Source organism: Brenneria populi, assembly GCF_036016195.1.
GTDB classification, from domain to species: domain Bacteria; phylum Pseudomonadota; class Gammaproteobacteria; order Enterobacterales; family Enterobacteriaceae; genus Brenneria; species Brenneria populi.
Map to the genome: position 1 here is coordinate 130,749 of NZ_JAYWTM010000001.1, position 22,458 is coordinate 153,206.

The window sequence follows — 22,458 nt, forward strand, 5'->3', positions numbered from 1 at the left end:
CCTTCTGAAGTCGGTTGACGAGAAATGGCCAAGCCGCGGGCGATGGTCGCAACGAGCATCGCCCGCGGATTTTCTTTATAAATACCCGTGGGTCTATCGGCGTTTATTCAGCGGGGCGGCGCGCGCGGCATGGGAGACGCAAATCTCCCGAACGGAATGACGGCGGATAAAGGCGTGATAATGCGGCTACGGGTCGGCCGCCGCCTTGCGGCAACGGCGATGCCGGCTATGCCGGACAGCGCGGGCGCGTGGCAAAACAGAACGCAGTAGCCGCAGGCTTGATGATCCGCCGCCGGGTCCGAACCTGGATGGGAAGGTGCATGCGCGCCGGAGATGTCATGTCCGACGTGATGGCGGCGTTCTGTTGAATTCGCTGGGGCGTCTAACGCCTGGAGCCCGCCATGACGACAATGCGCCAGCGTTTGCGAGATCGCCGGCGCAATGAAAATGGTCAATATAGCGAAGATGCCGCACCAGGCCGGGAAACTTCGCTGCCGCAGCGAGGACAAAAGCATAAGCGTGGCGTTCAGGCCTATCGGATTCCGTGGCCGACACTGTACCCCATTTATTCTGGCGTTGTTACATAAATGTTTGCGTGTCGTTTCAATAAGGACTCTCGGTAAACAGAATATTCCTGAAGCCAGAGCGCGGTGGTATTCGATATAGTGGAATAGACATTGCCGATAGGCATCAGACGTTTTCCGGCATACGCCGGGTGAATGGCGATTTAATGGGCGGCGCGCGGCGAAACCGTCGCGGCGCCGGCGAAATAGGGGAGGGCAGGTTGCATTTGATGTCGTTGCATACAGATTCCACGTCCGGCGCGGCCGAAACGGGGCGCGCGAAAAATGAGCATGCCGCCTGTCTTCTTTTTTTCATCAGGACTATCATCTACCGGCGTTCCGGTTGCTTAAACGCTGACCTATTATGATGAATCATATCGTTATCAAGTTGTCGGAAAGCTAACTTATCCTTTAATATGGATTTTAATTGATTGAAGCACACGAACAGGGGGAGTTGTGCTGGTTAATAAACTTGGGTCTAAACAGCGGGCTGCTGGCCTTTGCTGGCTTTCAGCGGTAGTCGCGTTGTCTTTGAGTGCAGCGCCGGCTTGGGCATTTTCCATCGATGATGTTGCTCAACAGGCAGAGGCGTTGGCGGCGAAAGGTTTTAGCGCGCCGAAAAGCAATCTTCCAGCACAATTTCGTGATATGAAATTTGCTGATTACCAGCAAATTCAATTCAATCAGGAAAAATCGTACTGGAACAGCCTGCAGACGCCCTTCAAGCTGCAGTTTTATCATCAGGGGATGTATTTCGATACGCCCGTGAAAATCAATGAAGTGACCGCCACGACGGTGGATGAGATTAAATATTCCGCGGATTACTTTAATTTCGGCTCCGTTAATCACGATCCCGAAACGGTGAAGAACCTTGGCTTTGCCGGTTTTAAAATCCTTTATCCCATTAATAAAGCGGATAAGAATGATGAAATCGTCAGTATGCTGGGCGCCAGTTATTTTCGCGTGGTAGGCAAAGGGCAGATTTACGGCCTGTCCGCCCGCGGCCTGGCTATTGACACCGCGTTGCCTTCAGGGGAAGAGTTTCCGCGTTTTCGCGAGTTCTGGATTGAGCGCCCTAAACCTGCCGATAAGCATCTGGTTATTTATGCCTTGCTGGATTCGCCGCGCGCGGCCGGGGCGTATCGCTTTATCGTTTATCCGGGAAGCGACAACGTTGTCGATGTTCAGGCTAAAGTATACCTGCGGGATAAGGTCGGCAAACTGGGCGTCGCGCCGTTAACCAGCATGTATCTGTTCGGGCCGAATCAGCCGTCTCCTACGCTGAACTACCGCCCCGCGCTGCATGACTCCAATGGGCTGTCGATTCATGCCGGCAACGGCGAATGGATTTGGCGTCCGCTGAATAATCCACGGCACCTGTCTGTCAGCACCTATGCGATAGAAAATCCGAAAGGGTTCGGTTTGCTGCAGCGCGGCCGCAATTTCTCCGCTTATGAAGATCTTGACGACCGTTATGATCTGCGCCCGAGCGGCTGGGTTGAGCCGAAAGACGACTGGGGTAAAGGTAAGGTCGAGCTTGTCGAGATCCCAACCGCCGACGAAACCAACGATAACATCGTCGCCTTCTGGACCCCGGAAGTTTTGCCTGAGGCCGGCAAGCCTCTGGAGATAAAGTACCGTCTGCACTTCACCAGCGACGAAGATCGGCTGCATTCGCCGGATATCGGCTATGTTCTGCAGACGCGCCGCTCCACCGGCGATGTCAAACAGTCGAATCTGATTCGTCAGCCTGACGGCACCGTTGCTTTCCTGGTTGATTTCGTTGGATCATCGTTAAAAGAGATGGATGAAACAACACCGGTCAGCTCTCAGGTCAGTATCGGCGACAACGGCGAGATCGTTGAAAACAGCGTCCGTTATAATCCGGTAACTCACGGTTGGCGCCTGACGCTGCGTTTACGCGTTAAAGATAACAAACAGCCGACAGAAATGCGGGCTGCGTTGGTCAATGGCGAAACGACCTTGACTGAAACCTGGAGCTATCAGCTACCTGCTAATGAATAAGTCAACTTCTCCTCTCGATTATATCGAGAAATTGCCCTTGCCTGCCGAGCAGGCAAGGGCGTTGCGTGAAAAACTTCCGGAATCAGAGCCTATCGATCAGTCTGCATTGCATCAGGCATTGTCGGATGGCGGCCAGGTCAAGATCCATTCAGCAGAAGACGTCGCGCTGAATTCGGTTCAGTCCCGTTTGGAGATGGCCTGGTCTGATGGCCTGAACAACGATAAGCAATTGGGGAAAGATACCGAAGGGCGGACGGCGTTGCAGGCGATGCCGAAGATCACCCGTTCTTCCATGTTCCCCGACGTTTGGCGCACCAATCCGCTGGTGCGCTGGTGGGAAAGCCTGCTGGGCCGAACGGCGCCGCCCCGTCATCATTATCATGACGCCAGCCCGGAAGAAACCATCGCGGAAAACAGATGGCGTACGGTTGGCACGATACGGCGCTACATTCTGCTGGTGCTGACGCTTTTTCAGACCGCGATCGCCACATGGTACATGAAAACCATCCTGCCTTATCAAGGCTGGGCGCTGGTTGACCCGTTTGAGATGGCGGATCAGCCGTTGATGCAATCGTTCCTGCAACTGCTGCCATACGTATTGCAGAGCGGCATTCTTGTCCTGTTCGCGGTCCTTTTCTGCTGGGTCTCGGCCGGATTCTGGACGGCGCTGATGGGATTCCTGCAGCTATTGATTGGTCGGGATAAGTACAGCATCTCTTCCACATCGGTCGGCGATGAGCCGCTTAATCCGGATCACCGTACTGCGCTGATCATGCCCATCTGTAACGAAGATGTAGAGCGCGTTTTTGCCGGTTTGCGCGCCACCTACGAGTCCGTGGAAGCGACCGGAGCGCTCGATCACTTTGATATTTATGTGCTAAGCGACAGCAACGACCCGGATATCTGCGTCGCAGAGCAAAAAGCCTGGATGGAGCTGTGCCGCGACGTGGGCGGCGAGGGGCGGATTTTTTACCGCCGCCGCCGTCGCCGCGTAAAACGTAAGAGCGGCAATATCGACGACTTCTGCCGCCGCTGGGGCAGCCAATACAGCTATATGGTGATCCTGGATGCGGACAGCGTAATGAGCGGCGGATGTTTGACATCGCTGGTCAGGCTGATGGACGCGAATCCTAACGCGGGCATCATTCAGTCTTCGCCGAAAGCCTCCGGCATGGATACGCTGTATGCGCGCTGTCAGCAGTTCGCCACGCGCGTTTACGGCCCGTTGTTCACCGCCGGTCTGCACTTCTGGCAGTTGGGCGAATCCCATTATTGGGGGCATAACGCGATTATCCGGGTGAAACCCTTTATCGAACACTGCGCTCTGGCGCCGTTGCCCGGCGAAGGGTCGTTTGCCGGGGCGATTCTTTCCCATGACTTCGTCGAAGCGGCGCTGATGCGCCGCGCGGGGTGGGGGGTTTGGATCGCTTATGACCTGCCGGGCAGTTATGAAGAGTTGCCGCCCAACCTGCTGGACGAGTTGAAACGCGATCGCCGCTGGTGTCACGGCAACCTGATGAACTTCCGTCTGTTCCTGGTTAAAGGTATGCACCCGGTTCACCGCGCCGTATTTCTTACCGGCGTGATGTCCTATCTGTCGGCGCCGTTGTGGTTCATGTTTTTGATGCTATCGACGGCTTTGCAGATAGTGCACACCTTGATGGAGCCTCAATACTTCCTGCAGCCCAGACAGCTGTTTCCGGTATGGCCGCAGTGGCGGCCGGAGCTGGCGATCGCTCTGTTCTCCACGACGCTGGTATTGCTGTTCCTGCCAAAACTGCTGAGCGTGATCCTGATTTGCGCCAAGGGCGCGAAGGCGTATGGCGGCGCGTTCCGGCTGGTGATTTCGCTGCTGATGGAGATGGTATTCTCCGTTCTGCTGGCGCCGGTCAGAATGCTATTCCACACGGTGTTTGTCGTCAGCGCCTTTTTGGGGTGGTCGGTGCAGTGGAATTCGCCGCAGCGCGATGATGATGCGACGCCTTGGGGAGAAGCCTTTGTCCGTCATGGCTCTCAATTAGTGCTGGGTCTGGTGTGGGCGATAGGCATGGCGTGGCTCGATCTGCGTTTCCTGTGGTGGCTTGCGCCGATTGTCTTCTCCTTGATCCTGTCGCCGTTTGTCTCCGTCTATTCCAGCCGCGCCTCATTGGGCCTGGGCTGCAAGCGCGCCAAGCTGTTATTGATCCCGGAAGAGTACGATCCGCCGCGGGAGCTGGTGGCGACCGATAGCTACTGGCAGTTGAATCGTCAGCGCAAGCTGGAGCACGGCTTTATGCAAGCAGTGTTCGATCCTTCGGTTAACGCTCTCGCCAGCGCTATGGCGACGGCGCGCCACCGTTTCAGCCAGGCGATAGAGCGCGTTCGCCAACAGAACGTCGATGACGCGCTGAGCCGCAGTCCGGAAGAGGTGAGCAATAATCTGCGTCTGGCGCTGCTAAGCGATCCGGTGACGATATCCCGTCTGCATTATCGGGTCTGGCAGCATCCTGAACAGTATGCGTCGTGGTCCGATTATTACCGGAAACTCCCTTCGCCTTATATTAAGGGATAGCATTCCGTGACGGCGAATGGATAAAAAGCAACGGCATACGCCGTTGCTTTTTTTTACGTTGACGGGTTTCTTCCCTGACCATCGTTAATCTCCCGCAGGGTATCCGCCGGGCTCGTCGTCAAACCGTAAGAGTAGGCAGGAAACCCCTTATCCACACCAGGCCGATGTGAATAAGGTTTTACGAGAGAGGTTAATAGAGCGAGGGCTCGCCCTTGGGACGGGTTTTAAAGCGGCGGTGCAGCCACATATATTGATCGGGCGCCAGGAGAATATTTTGCTCGACGATTTTGTTCATCCAGGCCGCCGTCGCTTCCTCGCTTTCCAGGGGAACCTCTAATTCCGCGGGCTGAATCAGCAGCTCGTATCCTTTTCCCGCCGGCAGGCGACGGGGCACAAAGGGCACGATGGCGGGTTTGGCGGTTTTGGCCAGAATATAGCTTCCCACCGTTGTGGCCGCCTTATCCACCGCAAAAAGGGGGACGAACACGCTGCTGCGGGGGCCATAGTCGTGGTCGGGGGCATACCAGATAATTTCACCCTGCTTCAGCGCCCGGATCATCCCTTTGAGATCTTTGCGATCGAGCATCGATTTGTTCGAGCGCATTCTGCCCCAGGTTTGCAGCCAATCGATCAGTTTATTATCGTTGGGGCGATAGACGCCGATCCCCGCATTTTTGATGCCGAAAATGCGCGCGCCAAGTTCCAGCGTCAGAAAGTGCAGCCCAATCAAGAGGACGCCGCGTTTTTGCTCCCGCAGCGGCCGTATGTTTTCCAGCCCTTTGACGGTAAACCAGCGCTCTATACGCCAGTCGGGCCAAAACCATGCCATGCCGGTTTCGAGTACGCCCATCCCGACGGCTTCAAAGTTTTTTCTGACCAGTTCATCCCGTTTCGCCGTCGGCATATCGGGAAAACAGAGCTCAAGATTGCGAGCGGTAATCTCAACCCGGCGGGGAAGCAGCCGCATTGAGAGATGACCGAGTCCGGTGCCGATGCGGTAAAGTAAAGGATAGGGAAGCAATACAATCAGGTAGAGCAAGCCCACCCCCAGCCAGGTTAACCAATAGCGCGGGTGTAATAATGAACGATTAAAAGTGGGGAGTTGTGTCATGGCCTCAGTATCAGATTCTGGTGCTGTTAGGCACGTGTACCGTTAAAAAAATGAAATAAGATTCCCACCCAACAGGATAGATGATAGCGGCGCTTTCATTAGCAAAAATTTTGCGGGGTGCTATAGCCTGATTTTTATATAAAAAAGAGTGGTGGCGGTAATGATAGCATTTGGCGCCGGCGGTGTGTAACCGTTGATGCCATCGACGGGCGTTCCTTTGACCAACGGGGGAATAATTCCCGTTATATTTATGCAGGCGGTTATTTTATCTTCATCGCCTGACTTCATTCCTGCTATCGGGTATGATGCCGGCGATTTAATCCGCCGCGAAAGTCTGGCGGCGAATCGCCATAATTAACCTCAATGAAGACAGGAAAGTACACCATGCCAGTGTTACATAACCGGGTTTCCAATGAGGAACTGAAAGCGCGCATGCTTGCTGAAACCGAGCCGCGAACCACAGTTTCTTTCTATAAATATTTTACCATTGATGAACCGCAGGCGTTCCGCGATCGTCTGTATTGCCAGTTTGAGCGGCTCCAGGTTTTTGGCCGTATCTATATCGCGGCGGAAGGGATTAACGCGCAAATCAGCGTGCCGAATAGCCGGTTTGAAGCGTTTAAAACGCTATTATTCGGCGCCCATCCGGCGCTCGACCAGGTGCGGCTGAATATTGCGCTGGATGATGATGGCAAATCCTTCTGGGTGCTGCGGATGAAGGTTCGCGACCGTATCGTGGCCGACGGCATCGATGATCCGACGTTCAATGCGGCGAATGTCGGCCAGTACCTGAAAGCTGAACAGGTCAACGCCATGGCCGACGATCCCGATACGCTTTTTGTCGATATGCGCAATCACTATGAGTATGAAGTCGGACACTTTGAGAATGCGCTGGAGATTCCTTCGGATACGTTTCGCGAACAGCTGCCTATGGCGGTGGATATGCTCAGACAGGGGCAGGATAAGAATATCGTCATGTATTGCACCGGCGGGATTCGCTGCGAAAAGGCGAGCGCCTATATGCGCCATCACGGTTTTAAGCACGTCTATCATGTCGAGGGCGGGATCATTGAATACGCGCGTCAGGCGAAGGCCAAGGGGCTGCCGCTAAAATTCATCGGCAAAAATTTTGTGTTTGACGAGCGAATGGGCGAGCGGATTTCGGACGACGTGATCGCGCACTGCCATCAGTGCGGCGCGCCGTGCGACAGTCATACCAACTGCCGTAACGAAGGTTGCCACCTGCTGTTCATTCAGTGCCCCGCCTGCGCGGAAAAATATCAAGGATGCTGTAGCGAAACCTGTCGGGAAGAGCGGCGTCTTCCGCTGGCGGAACAACGAGCCCGGCGCAGCGGCCGCGAAAACGGCATGAAAATTTTTAATAAATCGAGAGGACTGCTGCAATCCACATTGCATATCCCTGCGCCTGCCGCCGAGGATGAAGAGAAATAACCTAAAAAAAGCCCTTTCATCAATGGAAAGGGCTGTGCCGATACATTATTTCTGCCGAACGCCTTCAACGGAAATAATCAGTTGAACTTCCTGAGATGCCGGGCCCAGATCCTGGGTAATGTTAAAGTCTTTCAGCTTAATGGTTCCTTCCGCTTCAAATCCGGCGCGATAATTACCCCAGGGATCGTTGCCCTGACCGATCAGTTTCGCCTCTAACGTCACCGGCTTGGTTACGCCGTTTAAGGTCAGGTTACCTTGAATGTCGTATTCATCGCCGTCTTTTTTCACTTCCGTGGAGGTGAATGTCGCCTGAGGATATTTGGATACGTTCAGAAAATCCGCGCTGCGGATATGCTTGTCGCGCTCCGCATGATTGGTGTCGACACTGTTGGTATTAATGGTGACGTTCACTTTATCGGCGGCTGGGTTGTCCGCATCAAAAGTGAATGTCCCGTCAAAGTCGTTAAAGCCGCCGTAAATCCAGCTATAGCCCAGATGTTTAATGCGAAACTGGATAAACGCATGCTGGCCTTCTTTATCAAACTTGTAATCGGCTGCCAGAGCCGATCCGGCGGAGGCTAGCATAGATACGGCGGTCAGACCCAATAGTGTTTTCTTCAGCATCGGTATTTCTCCATCAATTTATAAAGTTAAGGGATGTTGCGGCCCAACATCCGTTTCAACGTCGTATCACCATCTATAAAGTGGTGCTTTAGTGCGGCTAAACCGTGCAGCGCCGACAGCGCCACCACCACCCAGGCAAGATAAAGATGCACGGTACCGGCGACATCGGCCTGATCCGTCAGGCCGCTTAATGTAGCTGGAATAGAAAACCAGCCAAAAACTGAAATAGGCTGCCCCTCGGCGGTGGAAATCAGATATCCGCTGATTAAGAGCGCGAACAGAACAACGTACAGCGCAATGTGCGCCAGAGTGGCGCTCACGCGGGTCAGGGCGGAATAACTGCTTAACGGCGGCGGCGGCGGGGAAAGAAAACGCCAGATCGCGCGGAAAACCATCACGGCAAAAAGCAACACGCCGATGCTCTTATGGATTTCGGGCGCGCGGTGGTACCACTGGTCATAGTATCCCAACGTCACCATCCAGAGTCCTAACGCAAACATGCCGTATACGGTTAGCGCGGCTATCCAATGAAGAAGAATGCTGATATGACCATAACGCGATGAAGTATTACGCCAAAGCATAGTTACGTCTCCTTATCTCAGGCAACCGGTGCAATTTTGCAAACTTAAACACGTCTAAACATAAAAGCAATATAAAGTCACCATTTTTAACAAATGGGCGAATTTGAACAATTTATTTGAATAGGAATTTATGTTTTATTCAATCTGATGCGAAGCGCGGATAAAAAATAACCCGCCGCGATTGGCTGGTTTGCTTAACGCCGGCCGGCGTTGGGGCGGCCCTAAAGCTCTGCGAGGATACTGCGATCGGCGATCTCACGATACTGCTCGGTGACGCGTGATGAAGATAAAAGGGATACGATCTGGCGGTTGAAATAACAACACCGTCTGCAAGACGGCGTTGTTATTGGGAGGGTAAATCAAAAATCAAGAAATCTGGTATAAAAACAATAAAAGTTATCAATGACTAATGTTTTCTATAATCAAGTGCTTGGCAATCTGTTGATTCGATTTTGGCAATGCCGGCTTCAAGTATGTATATAAGTTTTCTGGCTACATCCGTCGTTAACCATAACGTCCGGTCAACTTGCGCTTCATCTGGAGCCTGATCCGAGGTGGACAGATAGTGTAAACGGATCATCATGGCGTCATAACTGTCAACGGTGCTGATGTCCCAACCTACAAGAGGATGTGTCTGAATAACTTCATTTTTTCTATCCATAAATACCCCTTATTGACTAGTTACTAACATGAGTGACTAACGAGGTTTAAGGCGGCCCCTTATTAAGAAGAGCATTAATAGTATATCGTCGCTTATTTAATTTATGGGAAATATTTTTAAGAAATCTGAAAAAAGTTTTAGCGCGTTAATTAAACAATCCGGAGCGAACAGGCGTTCATCCCGGATTGTTTTTGTGAATGGAAATAGGCTACTCGGTATTTAAACCGGCGTTTTTCTCTAATACGGCGACAAAGCGGGCGAGATGCTTTTTCAGCAAGGGATCCCGATTCTCGTTTTGCGACTCCAGCTTCAGATTGTGGATCATCAGTTGGTTTGCCTTCTCATCAAGGCAGAAAACCAGGGATGAAAAGGCGAGCTCCAGTGCGTCAATCTTGCGCTGCTGCGCGCCGATTAGCTCCAGCAGTTCACCGAATGTCATCGCTTCTTCCGGTTTTTCCACTGTCATAATTGGTACCCTCGGTTATCACAGGATGGCAAGATACTCACCTTACGGCCTATAACTTATCATTGCGCCAAATCTTTCTATAGCCTAAATTCATGCGTCCGTCTACGGGAGCCTGCTTCAGGCCGCCGCAGGCGAGGTTAAAAAGCGCTCCCGGTATTTTTTTACTCGCTCCATCCCTGGCTCGCCCTGCGGGCCGTCACTGTGTGACGTTGAAAAACGCTTCCGGCGTTTTTTTATTGCGGTGTAAACCAGTCGTCCGCGCTTTCCCAGGTCTCTTGCAACAGCTCGGAGATACGCTCTTTATCCTCTTTACTGCCGCCTAATACGCTCAGGTTATTGGCCGCCGCATAGCGAATCTGGATCGGGGTATCAGGGTAGTGTTGGTGAATTCGGTTGCCCAACTCATGGGTTAGCGCTTCAAGCGCGCCGGCGGGGAGAGGGGATGATTTTGCCAGAGTAATTTCGACACGCATAATTGCCTCCATTGGTAACTGTGTATTTATACAGTTACCAATGAAAAAGCACAAGCGCCGATAAAAAATCGCCGAGAGCGATTTTCAACGCCGCTTGCGGAGGCCCGAAGGGGGACGGACAGGATGCCCGTCATAAAAAAATCGGCGCCCGACCCGTTCTCGGCGCGAAATCATGTTTCTGCCGCGGCGATACCAGGCGCTATCCGCTATCGAACGGACCAGTTAAGACGCTGTCCCGCCAGGAAGGGGACCACCGACTCATCGCCCATTGGGATCGCTTCCGGGAACGTCACCGGTTCGCGATGGAGTTCAATCCAGCCTTCATTAACCGGCAAGCCATAAAAACGCGGGCCGTTTAACGAACAGAACGCTTCAAGTTTATCCAGCGCGCCCAGTTCATCAAAAACCGTCGCGTAGGCGCTCAAGGCCGCCTGGGCATTGAACACGCCTGCGCAGCCGCAGCTGGATTCTTTTCTGTGTTTGGCATGGGGCGCGGAATCGGTGCCGAGGAAAAGTCGGTTACAGCCGCTGGCAACCGCCTCGCGCAGCGCCTGCTGGTGAATGTTTCTTTTGAGAATCGGCAGGCAGTACAGATGCGGGCGGACGCCGCCGACCAGCATATGGTTGCGGTTAAACATTAAGTGCTGCGGGGTGATGGTCGCGGCAAGATACTCATTGCCCGATACAATATAGCTCGCCGCCTCTTTGGTGGTGATGTGCTCGAATACCACTTTCAGCTCAGGGAAGCGTTGGCGCAGCGGCTCCATCACCGACTCGATGAAGCGGGCTTCTCGATCAAAAATATCGATTTCAGGATTGGTCACTTCGCCATGCACCAGCAGCGGCATGCCGATTTCCTGCATTTTTTCCAGTACGGGATAGATATTGGCGATGTCCGTTACGCCGTGGCTGGAGTTGGTGGTCGCATTCGCCGGGTATAATTTGGCGGCGGTAAACACGCCTTGTGTAAAGCCGCTGACGATTTCCGCGGCATCTAGCGAGTCGGTCAGATAACAGGTCATCAACGGTTGAAAATCATCCCCTGCGGGGAGCGCGGCCAGAATGCGCCGGCGATAAGCCGTGGCGCCCGCTACGCTGACGATCGGCGGCGTCAGATTCGGCATGACGATCGCCCGACCGAAAAAGCGGCTGGTGTACGGCAGGACGGTTTCAAGCATCCGATCGTCACGTAAATGGAGATGCCAATCGTCAGGACGGCGGATTTTTAGTGTACCTGGCAGTGCGGTCATGAAATGTGCTCCAGCGGTCAGTAGAAAAACATCATCTGTCTGTGAGTCGGGATGATACGGCGGGGAGTAAGAATAAGTGCAAAGCATTTCGAATGCATCCGTTAGTTGATGAATGCCTGAAATTAACTACTATATCTATTACGGCTATTGGCATCTCATGCCTTAACTTTTGATCTTTAACTATAAATAATGGAAGGACTAAAATGGAGATTCGTATCGTTGCCATCTTACGGGCAAAAGCTGAATTTATCGACGAAGTTACCGCCGCGGTGAAAGCGGCGGTGGCGCCGAGTCGTCAGGAAGCAGGGAATTTGCAGTACGATCTGCATGAAGAAATTGATAAGCCCGGCGCTTTTGTTTTCTTTGAGCGTTGGAAGAATCAGGCCGCGCTGACGGAGCACGAGCAGTCGTCGCACTTTCAACGCTTGATTTCCAGCCTGGAAGGTAAGACTGACGAATCGACGATCAAACTGATGAAATTCCTGGGCTGATAAAAACCCACCGGGCGGACGTTAATGCCCATATAAAAACACCCGCCAAACGGCGGGTGTTTTTGCTTACTGTCGCTGAACGCGGATTATTCGCCAACGGCCCCCGGCTTGGCTGCCGGCGCCGTGGCCTGGTTAACGGCCGCGTGGCCTCCGGCCGAACCTTTGCCGTCAAACTGATAGACGGGACGCTGCCAGTCGCTTTGGCGTACCGGCTCCGGTTGATAATCCGGCGCCGGCGCTTTCGTCATCGGCGCGGCGGCGTGGAACTTATAGCGCGGCTGCGCCGTCGCCGTTTCTGTCGGTTGAGCCGGCGCGGCCGGTTTTTCCTCAGGCGCGGCCTCTACCGGCTGAGGCGCGATCGCCTCGGGCTCCTTGGCGCTCTCCTCGGCAACAGCTGCGCTTGCTACAACAGCCTCATCATCGTCTGCTTCGACAGCCTCGTCAGCGTCATCGTCTGTGTTGTCAACGTCAGCGACCGCTTCGACAGCTTCATCAACCGCTCCGACGACTTCATCGCCTGCGTCGATAACTTCATCAACCGCGTCGACGACTTCATCGACCTCATCGCTTTCTCCGTAGGCCCGCTCCTCGACGAGGATTGATGGGATGGCGTCGGCCTCGGTTTTCGTCTCGACAATCTCATCAGCGGCGGAGGCCTCGACCGCGGCCGCCGTCTCGCCGACGACGTCGGTTTTTTCAACCTGCGCGGTTTCCTGCGCCGGTTGCGTTACCGATGTTTCCTGCGGCGCGGCGGCGGCGTTATCCTGGACAACCGCCGTTTCCGGCAGGACGGCCGGCTGGTTCGGCGCGGCGTTATTTTCCGCCTGTTGCTGCTCTTCAAGCTGCTCCAGAGACTGGTATTGGGCGATGGGATAGTTGATCCAAACCTTGCCCGATGCCAGTTCCGGCGCGGCGGCGGCATATTCCACCGGCATCGGCGATTGCGACGGATACCGCTCATCGCGATAACGGCGACGGCGCTGGCCGCTGACGCGCAGATGGCGCGGCGAACGGCGGGAACGACGCGGCATCCCGCCGTTTTCGCTATTCGCGCCCTTGTTCGCATCGGCGGCTTGCGTATTTTCCGTTTCGCTCTGGTCAAGCGGCGTAACGGCTGCGTCATCCAGCGGTTTAACCTGCGTGGAGGCTTCCGCTAGCGCCGGAACCCGCGCGTCGGCGTCATCCTGGCGCGCGTTTTCAGACTGGACGCGCACTTTCTGCGCCAGTTGGCGACGCTGGCGGCGCTGCGCTACCGGAGCCGGTTTCTCCTGCTCGGTCGCGTCGTCGTCGGCTTCGGCCGCTACGATATTTTGCGTTTTCGCTTCCTGCGCGGACTGACGCTTATCGTCCTGCCGGCGACGCTGACGCGGTTCGCGACGCGGCTGTTCGTCGACGGCGGTTTTTTCGCTATCCTCAACCGCGCGAGCTTCCGGCGCGGTTTCGCTGTTCTGGCGTTTATTGCGGCGCTGCTCTTCACGCGTCTCCCGACCGTCGCGTGAATTACGATCGCGGCGATTGTTATTCTGCCGGCGGGTATTGCGGCGTTCCTGACGCTGCCCCTCGCCGGCCTCGGCGGACTCGGTTTTCTTCTCCTCGCTCTGTTCGGCGACGGCTGCGGACGGCTCGGAAGCGAAAATGCCTTTCAGCGCCCCCAGGAAACGGCTGACGAGCCCCGGCTGCGCCGGCTCGGCCGCCGTGACAGGCGCCGTTTTTCCCTCGTCCGGCGCTTTATTCTCCGCCGGCATGCTCGGCATGCTGAAAGCCGTTAAGGCAGGCTGCTCCGGCTGTTTACGTTCGACAACCTGCTCTTCCTGCAACTGCTGCGCCTCGGTTTCCAGCAGTTGCGGCAGCAGGTAGCTGAGCGTCGGTTTTTCCTCGCCTTTGCGCACGCGCACCACGGAGTAGTGCGGCGTCTGCATACCGTCATGGGGAACGATAATGGCGCGAACGCCGCCCTGACGGGTTTCGATGGCGTTGACCGCGTCGCGTTTTTCATTCAGCAGGTAAGACGCAATCTGCACGGGAACGATGGCATGAACTTCTTTGGTGTTCTCTTTCAGCGCCTCTTCTTCGATGAGGCGCAGAATAGACAGCGAAAGCGATTCATTGTCGCGCACGGTACCGGTGCCGCCGCAGCGAGGGCAAACATGGTGGCTTGACTCGCCCAGCGACGGGCTAAGGCGCTGGCGGGACATTTCCAACAGGCCGAAACGGGAAATCCGGCCAATCTGAATGCGCGCGCGATCCTGGCGAACGGAGTCGCGCAGACGGTTTTCAACTTCGCGCTGGTGGCGAACCGGCGTCATGTCGATAAAATCGATAACGATCAGACCGCCCAGGTCGCGCAGCCGCAGTTGGCGGGCGATTTCATCGGCCGCTTCCAGGTTGGTGTTGAACGCGGTTTCTTCGATATCGCCGCCGCGGGTCGCGCGCGCCGAGTTGATATCAATCGCCGTCAGCGCTTCGGTGGTGTCGATAACGATAGAACCGCCGGAGGGCAGGCGCACTTCGCGTTGGAACGCGGATTCAATCTGGGATTCAATCTGATAGTGGCTGAACAGCGGGATCTCACCGCTATAAAGCTTGATTTTGCTGTTGAAATCCGGGCGGCCAAGCGCGGAAATATGCTCTTTCGCCAGATCGAGGATCTTGGGATTATCGATCAGAATTTCACCGATATCCGGGCGTAGATAATCACGGAAGGCGCGCACGATGACGTTGCTTTCCTGGTGGATCAGAAAGGGCGCCGAGCGGCCTTCAGCCGCTTTCTTGATGGCTTCCCAGTGTTTCAGGCGAAAAGCCAAATCCCATTGCAAGGCTTCGGCGGATTTGCCGACCCCCGCGGTACGGACAATCAGCCCCATGCCGTCGGGCAACTGTAAAGAGGCCAGGGCTTCTTTCAGTTCGGTGCGGTCATCGCCCTCGATACGGCGCGAAATGCCGCCGGCGCGGGGGTTGTTCGGCATAAGAACCAAATAACTGCCGGCCAGGCTGATAAACGTTGTCAGCGCTGCGCCTTTATTGCCGCGCTCTTCTTTATCCACCTGAACAATGACCTCCTGGCCTTCGCGCAAAACATCTTTGATGTTGGGGCGGCCGTGGGAGGAGTAGCTGCTGGGGAAATATTCGCGAGCGATTTCTTTGAGAGGGAGAAAACCGTGTCTTTCGGCGCCGTAGTCAACAAAAGCGGCTTCCAGACTGGGTTCGATACGCGTGATTTTACCTTTGTAGATATTCGCTTTCTTCTGCTCATGACCCGGACTTTCGATATCCAGATCATACAGCCGTTGACCATCGACCAAGGCAACACGCAACTCTTCCTGTTGAGTCGCGTTAATCAACATTCTCTTCATCTTTAACTTACTCGTTATTTTTACTTACATTATTGATAGAGCTGCGGACAAAGAACCGCATGACCGGAGTGAACCGATGGCCTCGTGGCTTATCGCAAGGACGTCAACCTCCCGGTTGTCGCCTGCATAGAGACGCATGTTTCGGTAGCCTGTGTTTCCTGATGGAAAACAGCGCATTTACTGGGGGAACAGCTTCTGAAGAATGTCGCCAGATCTGATTCCATTTGCCGGCCAAGCTGCAATCCGCAGCCCGCTAACTGCTTGATATCACATTACGTCTTACGCCATTGCTGCGTTTGTGTGTCATCAGGCAAACTTAATAATTCCGCAATTTCCTTGTCTTAATGGAAATCAGCGCGGAAAACACGAAAAGCATTATTCCATTGCTGACACGGTTATAGCAAGGTTACTTTGCCTGTCATATAAAGATAGTTGTGCTGCCGCTCGCTAAATTGTCGGCGGTTAAGACCGAATTCGGCGAAACCCGTAGCTGTAACAATATCTTCATAGGCCAGACTCACAGTTAAGCACAGAAAAAGAAGTGGCGCTATCCGACCGCTCTATTTAGAATCGCGCATCATGAAAACAGACAACCCCTCAGTACAATTTGTAACCATATCCGCCGATGAGGCGGGACAACGCATTGACAATTTTTTGCATGCCCGTTTAAAAGGCGTGCCTAAAAGCATGGTTTACCGCATCTTGCGCAAAGGCGAGGTAAGGGTAAATAAAAAACGGGTAAAGCCCGAATACAAGCTGCTCGACCAAGATGAAGTCCGCATCCCGCCGGTGCGCCAGGCCGAGCGCGACGCGCCGCCGGTTTCCGCCAGTCTGGGTAAAGTCGCCGCGTTGGCGGAGTGCATCATCTACGAAGACGATTATATTCTGGTGCTCAATAAGCCTTCGGGTACGGCGGTGCACGGCGGCAGCGGCCTGAGTTTCGGCGTGATCGAAGGGCTGCGCGCGCTGCGTCCCGAGGCGCGCTTTCTCGAACTGGTGCACCGCCTCGATCGCGATACGTCCGGCGTGCTGCTGGTGGCCAAGAAGCGTTCCGCATTGCGTTCCCTGCACGAACAGCTGCGACTTAAGGGCATGCAGAAGGATTATCTGGCGCTGGTGCGGGGAAACTGGCCGTCGCATTGCAAATCCGTACAGGCGCCGCTACTGAAAAATATTTTGCAGAGCGGCGAACGTATCGTTCGCGTCAACAGCGAGGGCAAGCCTTCGGAGACGCGCTTTAAAGTGGAAGAGCGTTTCGAGATGGCAACGCTGGTTCGCGCCAGTCCGGTAACGGGCAGAACGCATCAGATCCGCGTCCATACGTTACACGCCGGCCATCCGATCGCCTTCGACGACCGCTACGGCGATCGCGGTTTTGACGGCCAGTTGGCGGAAACCGGATTGAGCCGCCTGTTTTTACACGCGCAGGCGTTACGCTTCGAGCACCCCAATACCGGGGAAACGCTGCGCATCGAAGCGCCCCTGGACGACCAACTGCGCCATTGCCTGAAAGTGTTGCGTAACGCGAAAGGGTAGTCCTCCGCCTTAGCGGGGTACCGGATGCCGGGTATCCCGCGGTTCACTCTCTCGTCAGCGGATTTCTCGTCAGCGGATTGATGTGCTCCGCCCGCAGCATTTGCGCCAGCGCAATCAACGGCAGGCCGACAAGCGTATTGGGATCCCGTCCCGATAATTTATCAAATAGTGTAATCCCCAACCCTTCGCTTTTAAAACTGCCGGCGCAATTCCAGGGCTGCTCTTGGTCAAGGTATCCCTCAATCTCCGCCTGCGTCAGGCAGCGGAAATGGACGTCGAACGGTTCAACAAGGCATTGCAGCCGCTGGCTGGCGCTATTAAACAGCGCCAATCCGCTAAAGAAAGTGACGCGCCGTCCACTCGCCTGCCGCAATTGCCGCACCGCATTCTCCTTATTATGCGGTTTCCCGGCGATGGCGCCGTTTAATACGCACACCTGATCGCCGCCGATAATCAAATGGCGGGGATAGCGCGCCGCCAGGGCGCGCGCTTTGCTTTCAGCCAGCCTGGCCACCAGCGCCGTCGCGTCTTCGCCGGGCAGGGGCGTCTCATCCACCTCGGGAGCGGCGCAGATAAAAGGCAGATTGAGCTTTGCCAGCAGCGACTTACGATAGGGCGACGTGGAAGCGAGAACGATCTGATACATAATTTTTTTATAAACCGTAGCGTAATAATACAAGGCATTTTAAACTGTGTGCCGCTCTGGAAGCGAATATTGGTGAAAGGTGGTGCTTCGCTGCCTTTTTCTTTGACTCTATGTCGTTACGACGTTAATATGCGCGCCCTATGCAAAAGGTAAAATTACCCTTAACCCTTGATGCGGTTCGTACTGCTCAAAAGCGTCTAGATTACGTTGGTATTTATACGCCCGAGCAGGTAACGCGAGTTGCCGAATCAGTGGTGAGTGTGGACAGTGATGTTCAGGCTTCTTTGTCTTTCAATATCGATAACCAGCGCCTGGCGGTGATTAACGGTAACGCGGACGTTTCGGTCACATTAATGTGCCAACGCTGCGGAAAGCCATTTGGGCATCAGGTTCATGCGACATTTTGTTTTAGCCCGGTCATCAATGATGAACAGGCCGAAGCTTTACCGGAGGCGTATGAGCCGATCGAAGTTGATGAGTTTGGCGAAGTCGATCTGCTGGCCATGGTGGAAGATGAAATCATTCTGACTCTGCCAATCGCACCGGTACATGATTCTGAACACTGTGAAGTGTCCGAAGCGGACATGGTGTTCGGCGAACTGCCTGCCGAGGCGGAAAAACCGAACCCGTTTGCCGTATTAGCCAGTTTAAAGCGTAAGTAATTAAGGAGTAAGGTCCATGGCCGTACAACAGAACAAACCCACTCGTTCCAAACGTGGTATGCGTCGCGCTCACGATGCGCTGACCACGTCTTCCGTATCCGTAGATAAAGTTTCCGGCGAAACTCACCTGCGTCACCACATCACTGCGGACGGTTACTACCGCGGTCGCAAGGTTATTGCCAAGTAATTCTTACGAATTATCAGCAAGGCAATACTTTGACACGCCTAACTCTGGCGTTAGATGCGATGGGCGGGGATTTCGGTCCCCGCGTAACAGTGCCTGCTGCATTGCAGGCACTGGCTTCTAATTCAACTCTCAACCTGATATTAGTTGGCGATCCTGCTGCGATTACTCCATTACTAGCCAAAGTCGATTCTGATTTGCTGTCCCGCCTGGAAGTTGTTCCGGCTGAATCGGTTATTGCCAGTGATGCAAGGCCGTCGCAGGCCATCCGCGCCAGTCGCGGAACCTCGATGAGAATTGCGTTGGAGCTGATTAAGGATGGGAGAGCCCAGGCCTGCATCAGCGCGGGCAACACCGGCGCGCTGATGGGGCTGGCGAAGCTCCTGATTAAACCGCTTGACGGCATCGAGCGCCCGGCATTGGTCTCCGTATTACCCCATCAGCAGCATGGGAAAACCGTGGTGCTGGATCTGGGGGCCAACGTCGAATGCGACAGCACCATGCTGGTTCAGTTCGCGGTCATGGGTTCGGTGATGGCAGAAGAAGTTCTTGGGTTGAAAAATCCGCGAGTGGCGCTGCTGAATATCGGCGAGGAAGAGAGCAAAGGCTTGGATAACATTCGCGACGCGGCGGCCAAATTGAGAAATACGCCTTCAATCAACTATATCGGTTATCTTGAAGGTAACGAGCTGTTGACCGGAAAGACGGATGTTATGGTCTGTGACGGGTTTGTGGGTAATGTCACATTGAAGACGATGGAAGGCGTGGTAAGGATGTTCCTCTCGTTGCTGAAGTCTTCATCTTCCGCTGCGGATCGCAGGCAAAAACAGTCATGGTGGCTGCGGTTGCTGGGGCGTTTGTTACAAAAACGGTTGGCCAAACGTTTCGGACATTTGAACCCGGACCAATATAATGGCGCGTGTCTGTTAGGACTGCGGGGATCCGTTATCAAAAGTCATGGCGCTGCGAACCAACGAGCGGTTGCGGTTGCTATCGAACAGGCAATGCAGGCGGTACAACGGCAGCTTCCAGAGCGGATTGCTGCCCGTCTAGAAGCTGTATTACCCAAGAGTGATTAAGCGTACATGTATACAAAAATAATCGGAACGGGCAGTTTTTTGCCTGAAAAAATCAGGACGAACGCTGATTTAGAGAAGATGGTGGATACGTCCGACGAGTGGATCGTCACGCGTACCGGAATTCGCGAGCGGCGTATCGCCGGGCCGGATGAAGATGTCGCCACGATGGGCTGCCATGCCGCGCAAAAAGCGCTGGAAATGGCGGGTATCGATAAATCGCAGGTGGGTTTATTGATTGTCGCGACCACCTCTTCAAGCCATGCTTTTCCCAGCGCGGCCTGCCAGATTCAGCAACTGCTGGAAATTAAAGATACGATCGCATTTGATCTGGCTGCGGCCTGCGCGGGATTTACCTACGCGCTCAGCGTTGCCGATCAGTACATTAAAAACGGCGCGGTGGATTATGCGCTGGTTATCGGATCCGATGCCTTGTCTCGCACGCTGGATCCGCAAGATCGCGGCACGCTGATTCTGTTCGGCGACGGCGCCGGCGCCGTTCTGTTGTCCGCTTCGGAACAGCCGGGAATCCTGTCCACGCATCTGCATGCCGATGGCCGTTACGGCGCGCTGCTGACGCTGCCGCATCAGGATCGCAATAATCTGGAAAAACCCGCCTATTTGACCATGTCCGGCAATGAAGTGTTCCGGGTCGCGGTAACCGAACTGGCGCACATTGTCGAAGAAACCCTGCAGGCGTCCCAGTTGGATAAGAGCGAACTGGATTGGCTGGTGCCTCATCAGGCCAACCTGCGTATTATCAGCGCGACGGCGAAAAAATTGGGCATGGGAATGGATAAAGTGGTCGTGACGCTGGATCGCCATGGCAACACGTCCGCGGCCTCCGTCCCCTCGGCTTTGGATGAAGCCGTGCGCGACGGGCGGATAAAACCTGGACAGCTGGTGCTGCTTGAGGCTTTCGGCGGCGGCTTTACCTGGGGTTCTGCGCTGATTCGTTTTTGATTAAACAGGATTTTCACTATGACGCAATTTGCAATGGTGTTCCCGGGGCAGGGATCACAATCCGTCGGTATGCTGGCTGAGCTGGCGGCGGAATATCCCATCGTCGCCGACACATTCGCCCAGGCTTCCGCCGTATTGGGTTATGACCTGTGGCAGCTTACCCAGCAAGGGCCGGTCGAAGAACTGAATAAAACCTGGCAAACCCAGCCGGCCCTGTTAACGGCGTCGGTCGCTATCTGGCGTGTCTGGCAGCAGCAGGGCGGGAAAACGCCGGCGCTGATGGCCGGTCATAGTCTCGGCGAATACTCCGCGCTGGTTTGCGCCGGCGTTATCGATTTCCAGCAGGCGGTGCGTCTGGTCGAATTGCGCGGCAAATTGATGCAGGAAGCGGTGCCGGAAGGCGCGGGCGCCATGTATGCGATTATTGGTCTCGATAATGACGCCATCGCCAAGGCGTGCGCGGAGTCCGCTCAGGGGCAGATCGTATCGCCGGTGAACTTTAACTCGCCCGGGCAGGTGGTGATCGCCGGGAATAAGGAAGCGGTAGAGCGCGCCGGCGCGGCCTGTAAAGCGGCGGGCGCCAAACGCGCGCTGCCGCTGCCCGTCAGCGTGCCTTCCCACTGCGCATTGATGGCGCCGGCCGCGAAAAGATTGGCGGCCGCGCTTGAGTCGGTTGATTTCAACGAGCCGAAAATCCCCGTGGTCAATAATGTCGATGCCCGGACTGAAACATCGCCGGAAGCTATCCGCAGCGCGCTGGTGCGCCAGCTCCACAGCCCGGTGCGCTGGACCGAATGCGTTGAATTCATTGCCTCTCAAGGGGTTGAGTCACTGTTGGAAGTCGGGCCGGGCAAGGTTCTGACCGGCTTAACCAAACGAATCGTTGCTACCCTGACAGCTGCCGCGGTGAACGATCCTGCTTCTCTGTCGGCGGCGTTGGAAAAATAAAACGGAGAAGACAATGAGCTTTGAAGGAAAAATTGCGCTGGTGACCGGGGCAAGCCGCGGCATAGGCCGGGCGATCGCTGAAAAGTTAGTCGCGCGCGGCGCGAAAGTCATCGGCACCGCCACCAGCGAAAAGGGCGCTGAAGCGATTAGCGCCTGGCTGGGCGAAAACGGTAAAGGTTATGTGCTGAACGTCTCTGATGAGTCTTCGGTGGAAAAAACTTTGGCGGATATTCGCGCCGAGTTCGGTGAAATTGATATTTTGATCAATAACGCCGGCATTACGCGCGATAATCTGCTGATGAGAATGAAAGAAGACGAATGGCAGGATATTCTGGACACCAACCTGACATCGGTATTCCGTCTGTCCAAAGCCGTAATGCGCGCGATGATGAAAAAGCGTTTCGGCCGTATCATTACCATTGGCTCCGTGGTCGGAACCATGGGCAACGCCGGGCAGGCGAACTACGCGGCGGCGAAGGCCGGTCTGATTGGTTTTAGTAAATCTCTGGCGCGCGAAGTGGCCTCGCGCGGGATTACGGTTAACGTAGTCGCGCCGGGTTTTATTGAAACAGATATGACTCAGGCATTGACAGAAGAACAGCGAGCAGGCATTTTGAGCCAGGTTCCAGCCAACCGGCTTGGTGATGCGAAAGAAATCGCCAGTGCTGTTGCATTTTTAGCCTCTGATGAGGCGGGCTACATTACCGGTGAGACATTGCATGTCAATGGCGGCATGTATATGATCTAAAAAGTACCAAAATTATTTGCGTTATTTGCGGAGATAACCGCAAAATAGCACAAAATCGTGGTTCGACCAGCCGGGATTTTGTTGCATCTTTTTC

The 22,458-nt window shown here is 54.7% G+C and carries 21 protein-coding genes; 11 read left to right on the plus strand and 10 right to left on the minus strand.

What is annotated here, in order from left to right:
* Positions 1-107: 107 nt before the first annotated feature.
* Entirely contained in the window at positions 108-515 is a 408-nt protein-coding gene (locus tag VSX58_RS00635) for a DUF2946 domain-containing protein (protein WP_327616342.1), read from the minus strand.
* Positions 516-1,019: 504 nt separating this feature from the next.
* Between VSX58_RS00635 and VSX58_RS00640 the strand changes: the two genes are divergently transcribed.
* Both VSX58_RS00640 and mdoH read left to right on the plus strand, forming a co-directional pair.
* The gene (locus VSX58_RS00640) at positions 1,020-2,588 is read left to right on the plus strand and encodes a glucan biosynthesis protein G (protein ID WP_327616343.1); all 1,569 of its coding nucleotides are present in this window, start codon (positions 1,020-1,022) and stop codon (positions 2,586-2,588) included.
* Positions 2,581-5,139 (plus strand): glucans biosynthesis glucosyltransferase MdoH, encoded by a 2,559-nt coding sequence (mdoH, locus tag VSX58_RS00645; RefSeq protein WP_327616344.1) that lies wholly within the window; start codon positions 2,581-2,583, stop codon positions 5,137-5,139. Before VSX58_RS00640 ends, mdoH begins: the two co-directional genes overlap by 8 nt.
* Positions 5,140-5,329: 190 nt before the next feature.
* On the opposite strand, the gene VSX58_RS00650 is transcribed toward mdoH, so the two are convergent.
* Positions 5,330-6,250 (minus strand): Kdo(2)-lipid IV(A) acyltransferase, encoded by a 921-nt coding sequence (locus VSX58_RS00650; protein WP_327616346.1) that lies wholly within the window; start codon positions 6,248-6,250, stop codon positions 5,330-5,332.
* A gap of 384 nt (positions 6,251-6,634) precedes the next feature.
* Here VSX58_RS00650 and trhO point away from each other — a divergent pair, with 384 nt between their 5' ends.
* A complete protein-coding gene (trhO, locus tag VSX58_RS00655; protein ID WP_327616347.1) occupies positions 6,635-7,702 on the plus strand; it encodes an oxygen-dependent tRNA uridine(34) hydroxylase TrhO in 1,068 nt (355 codons plus the stop codon).
* Positions 7,703-7,747: 45 nt separating this feature from the next.
* On the opposite strand, the gene VSX58_RS00660 is transcribed toward trhO, so the two are convergent.
* From VSX58_RS00660 to pyrC, 6 genes are all read right to left on the minus strand, one after another.
* A complete protein-coding gene (locus VSX58_RS00660; RefSeq protein ID WP_327614474.1) occupies positions 7,748-8,323 on the minus strand; it encodes a YceI family protein in 576 nt (191 codons plus the stop codon).
* Between the two features lie 29 nt (positions 8,324-8,352).
* Positions 8,353-8,907 carry a cytochrome b gene (locus VSX58_RS00665; protein ID WP_327614399.1) on the minus strand — a complete coding sequence of 185 codons (555 nt, stop codon included), beginning with the start codon at positions 8,905-8,907 and terminating at the stop codon, positions 8,353-8,355.
* 406 nt (positions 8,908-9,313) lie between these two features.
* A complete protein-coding gene (gene bssS / locus VSX58_RS00670) occupies positions 9,314-9,568 on the minus strand; it encodes a biofilm formation regulator BssS (RefSeq protein WP_327616348.1) in 255 nt (84 codons plus the stop codon).
* Between the two features lie 208 nt (positions 9,569-9,776).
* Complete coding sequence (locus VSX58_RS00675) at positions 9,777-10,034, minus strand: hypothetical protein (RefSeq protein WP_327614401.1); 258 nt, start codon at positions 10,032-10,034, stop codon at positions 9,777-9,779.
* Positions 10,035-10,267: 233 nt separating this feature from the next.
* Positions 10,268-10,507 (minus strand): DNA damage-inducible protein I, encoded by a 240-nt coding sequence (gene dinI, locus VSX58_RS00680; RefSeq protein WP_327614402.1) that lies wholly within the window; start codon positions 10,505-10,507, stop codon positions 10,268-10,270.
* A gap of 206 nt (positions 10,508-10,713) precedes the next feature.
* Entirely contained in the window at positions 10,714-11,757 is a 1,044-nt protein-coding gene (gene pyrC / locus VSX58_RS00685; RefSeq protein WP_327616349.1) for a dihydroorotase, read from the minus strand.
* 203 nt (positions 11,758-11,960) lie between these two features.
* Here pyrC and VSX58_RS00690 point away from each other — a divergent pair, with 203 nt between their 5' ends.
* On the plus strand, positions 11,961-12,248 hold the full coding sequence (locus VSX58_RS00690) for a putative quinol monooxygenase (protein WP_327614404.1): 288 nt from the start codon (positions 11,961-11,963) through the stop codon (positions 12,246-12,248).
* An 86-nt stretch (positions 12,249-12,334) separates the two neighbouring features.
* Here the strand turns inward: VSX58_RS00690 and rne are convergent, their stop codons facing one another.
* Positions 12,335-15,601, minus strand: a complete 3,267-nt coding sequence (gene rne, locus VSX58_RS00695) for a ribonuclease E (RefSeq protein WP_327616350.1) — start codon at positions 15,599-15,601, stop codon at positions 12,335-12,337.
* A 579-nt stretch (positions 15,602-16,180) separates the two neighbouring features.
* Between rne and rluC the strand changes: the two genes are divergently transcribed.
* Positions 16,181-17,137 carry a 23S rRNA pseudouridine(955/2504/2580) synthase RluC gene (gene rluC / locus VSX58_RS00700; protein ID WP_327614406.1) on the plus strand — a complete coding sequence of 319 codons (957 nt, stop codon included), beginning with the start codon at positions 16,181-16,183 and terminating at the stop codon, positions 17,135-17,137.
* Between the two features lie 43 nt (positions 17,138-17,180).
* On the opposite strand, the gene VSX58_RS00705 is transcribed toward rluC, so the two are convergent.
* Positions 17,181-17,783, minus strand: a complete 603-nt coding sequence (locus VSX58_RS00705; RefSeq protein ID WP_327616351.1) for a Maf family protein — start codon at positions 17,781-17,783, stop codon at positions 17,181-17,183.
* Positions 17,784-17,923: 140 nt separating this feature from the next.
* Between VSX58_RS00705 and yceD the strand changes: the two genes are divergently transcribed.
* The 6 genes from yceD to fabG are packed head-to-tail and all read left to right on the plus strand — an operon-like array spanning position 17,924 to position 22,364.
* Positions 17,924-18,445, plus strand: coding sequence for a 23S rRNA accumulation protein YceD (yceD, locus tag VSX58_RS00710; RefSeq protein WP_327616352.1), 522 nt, complete (start codon positions 17,924-17,926; stop codon positions 18,443-18,445).
* A gap of 16 nt (positions 18,446-18,461) precedes the next feature.
* On the plus strand, positions 18,462-18,632 hold the full coding sequence (gene rpmF, locus VSX58_RS00715) for a 50S ribosomal protein L32 (protein ID WP_239784843.1): 171 nt from the start codon (positions 18,462-18,464) through the stop codon (positions 18,630-18,632).
* 29 nt (positions 18,633-18,661) lie between these two features.
* Positions 18,662-19,708 (plus strand): phosphate acyltransferase PlsX, encoded by a 1,047-nt coding sequence (plsX, locus tag VSX58_RS00720; protein ID WP_327616353.1) that lies wholly within the window; start codon positions 18,662-18,664, stop codon positions 19,706-19,708.
* Between the two features lie 6 nt (positions 19,709-19,714).
* Positions 19,715-20,668, plus strand: a complete 954-nt coding sequence (locus VSX58_RS00725; protein ID WP_327616354.1) for a beta-ketoacyl-ACP synthase III — start codon at positions 19,715-19,717, stop codon at positions 20,666-20,668.
* Positions 20,669-20,686: 18 nt separating this feature from the next.
* On the plus strand, positions 20,687-21,616 hold the full coding sequence (fabD, locus tag VSX58_RS00730) for an ACP S-malonyltransferase (protein WP_327616355.1): 930 nt from the start codon (positions 20,687-20,689) through the stop codon (positions 21,614-21,616).
* Positions 21,617-21,629: 13 nt separating this feature from the next.
* On the plus strand, positions 21,630-22,364 hold the full coding sequence (gene fabG, locus VSX58_RS00735) for a 3-oxoacyl-ACP reductase FabG (RefSeq protein WP_327616356.1): 735 nt from the start codon (positions 21,630-21,632) through the stop codon (positions 22,362-22,364).
* Positions 22,365-22,458: the final 94 nt, after the last annotated feature.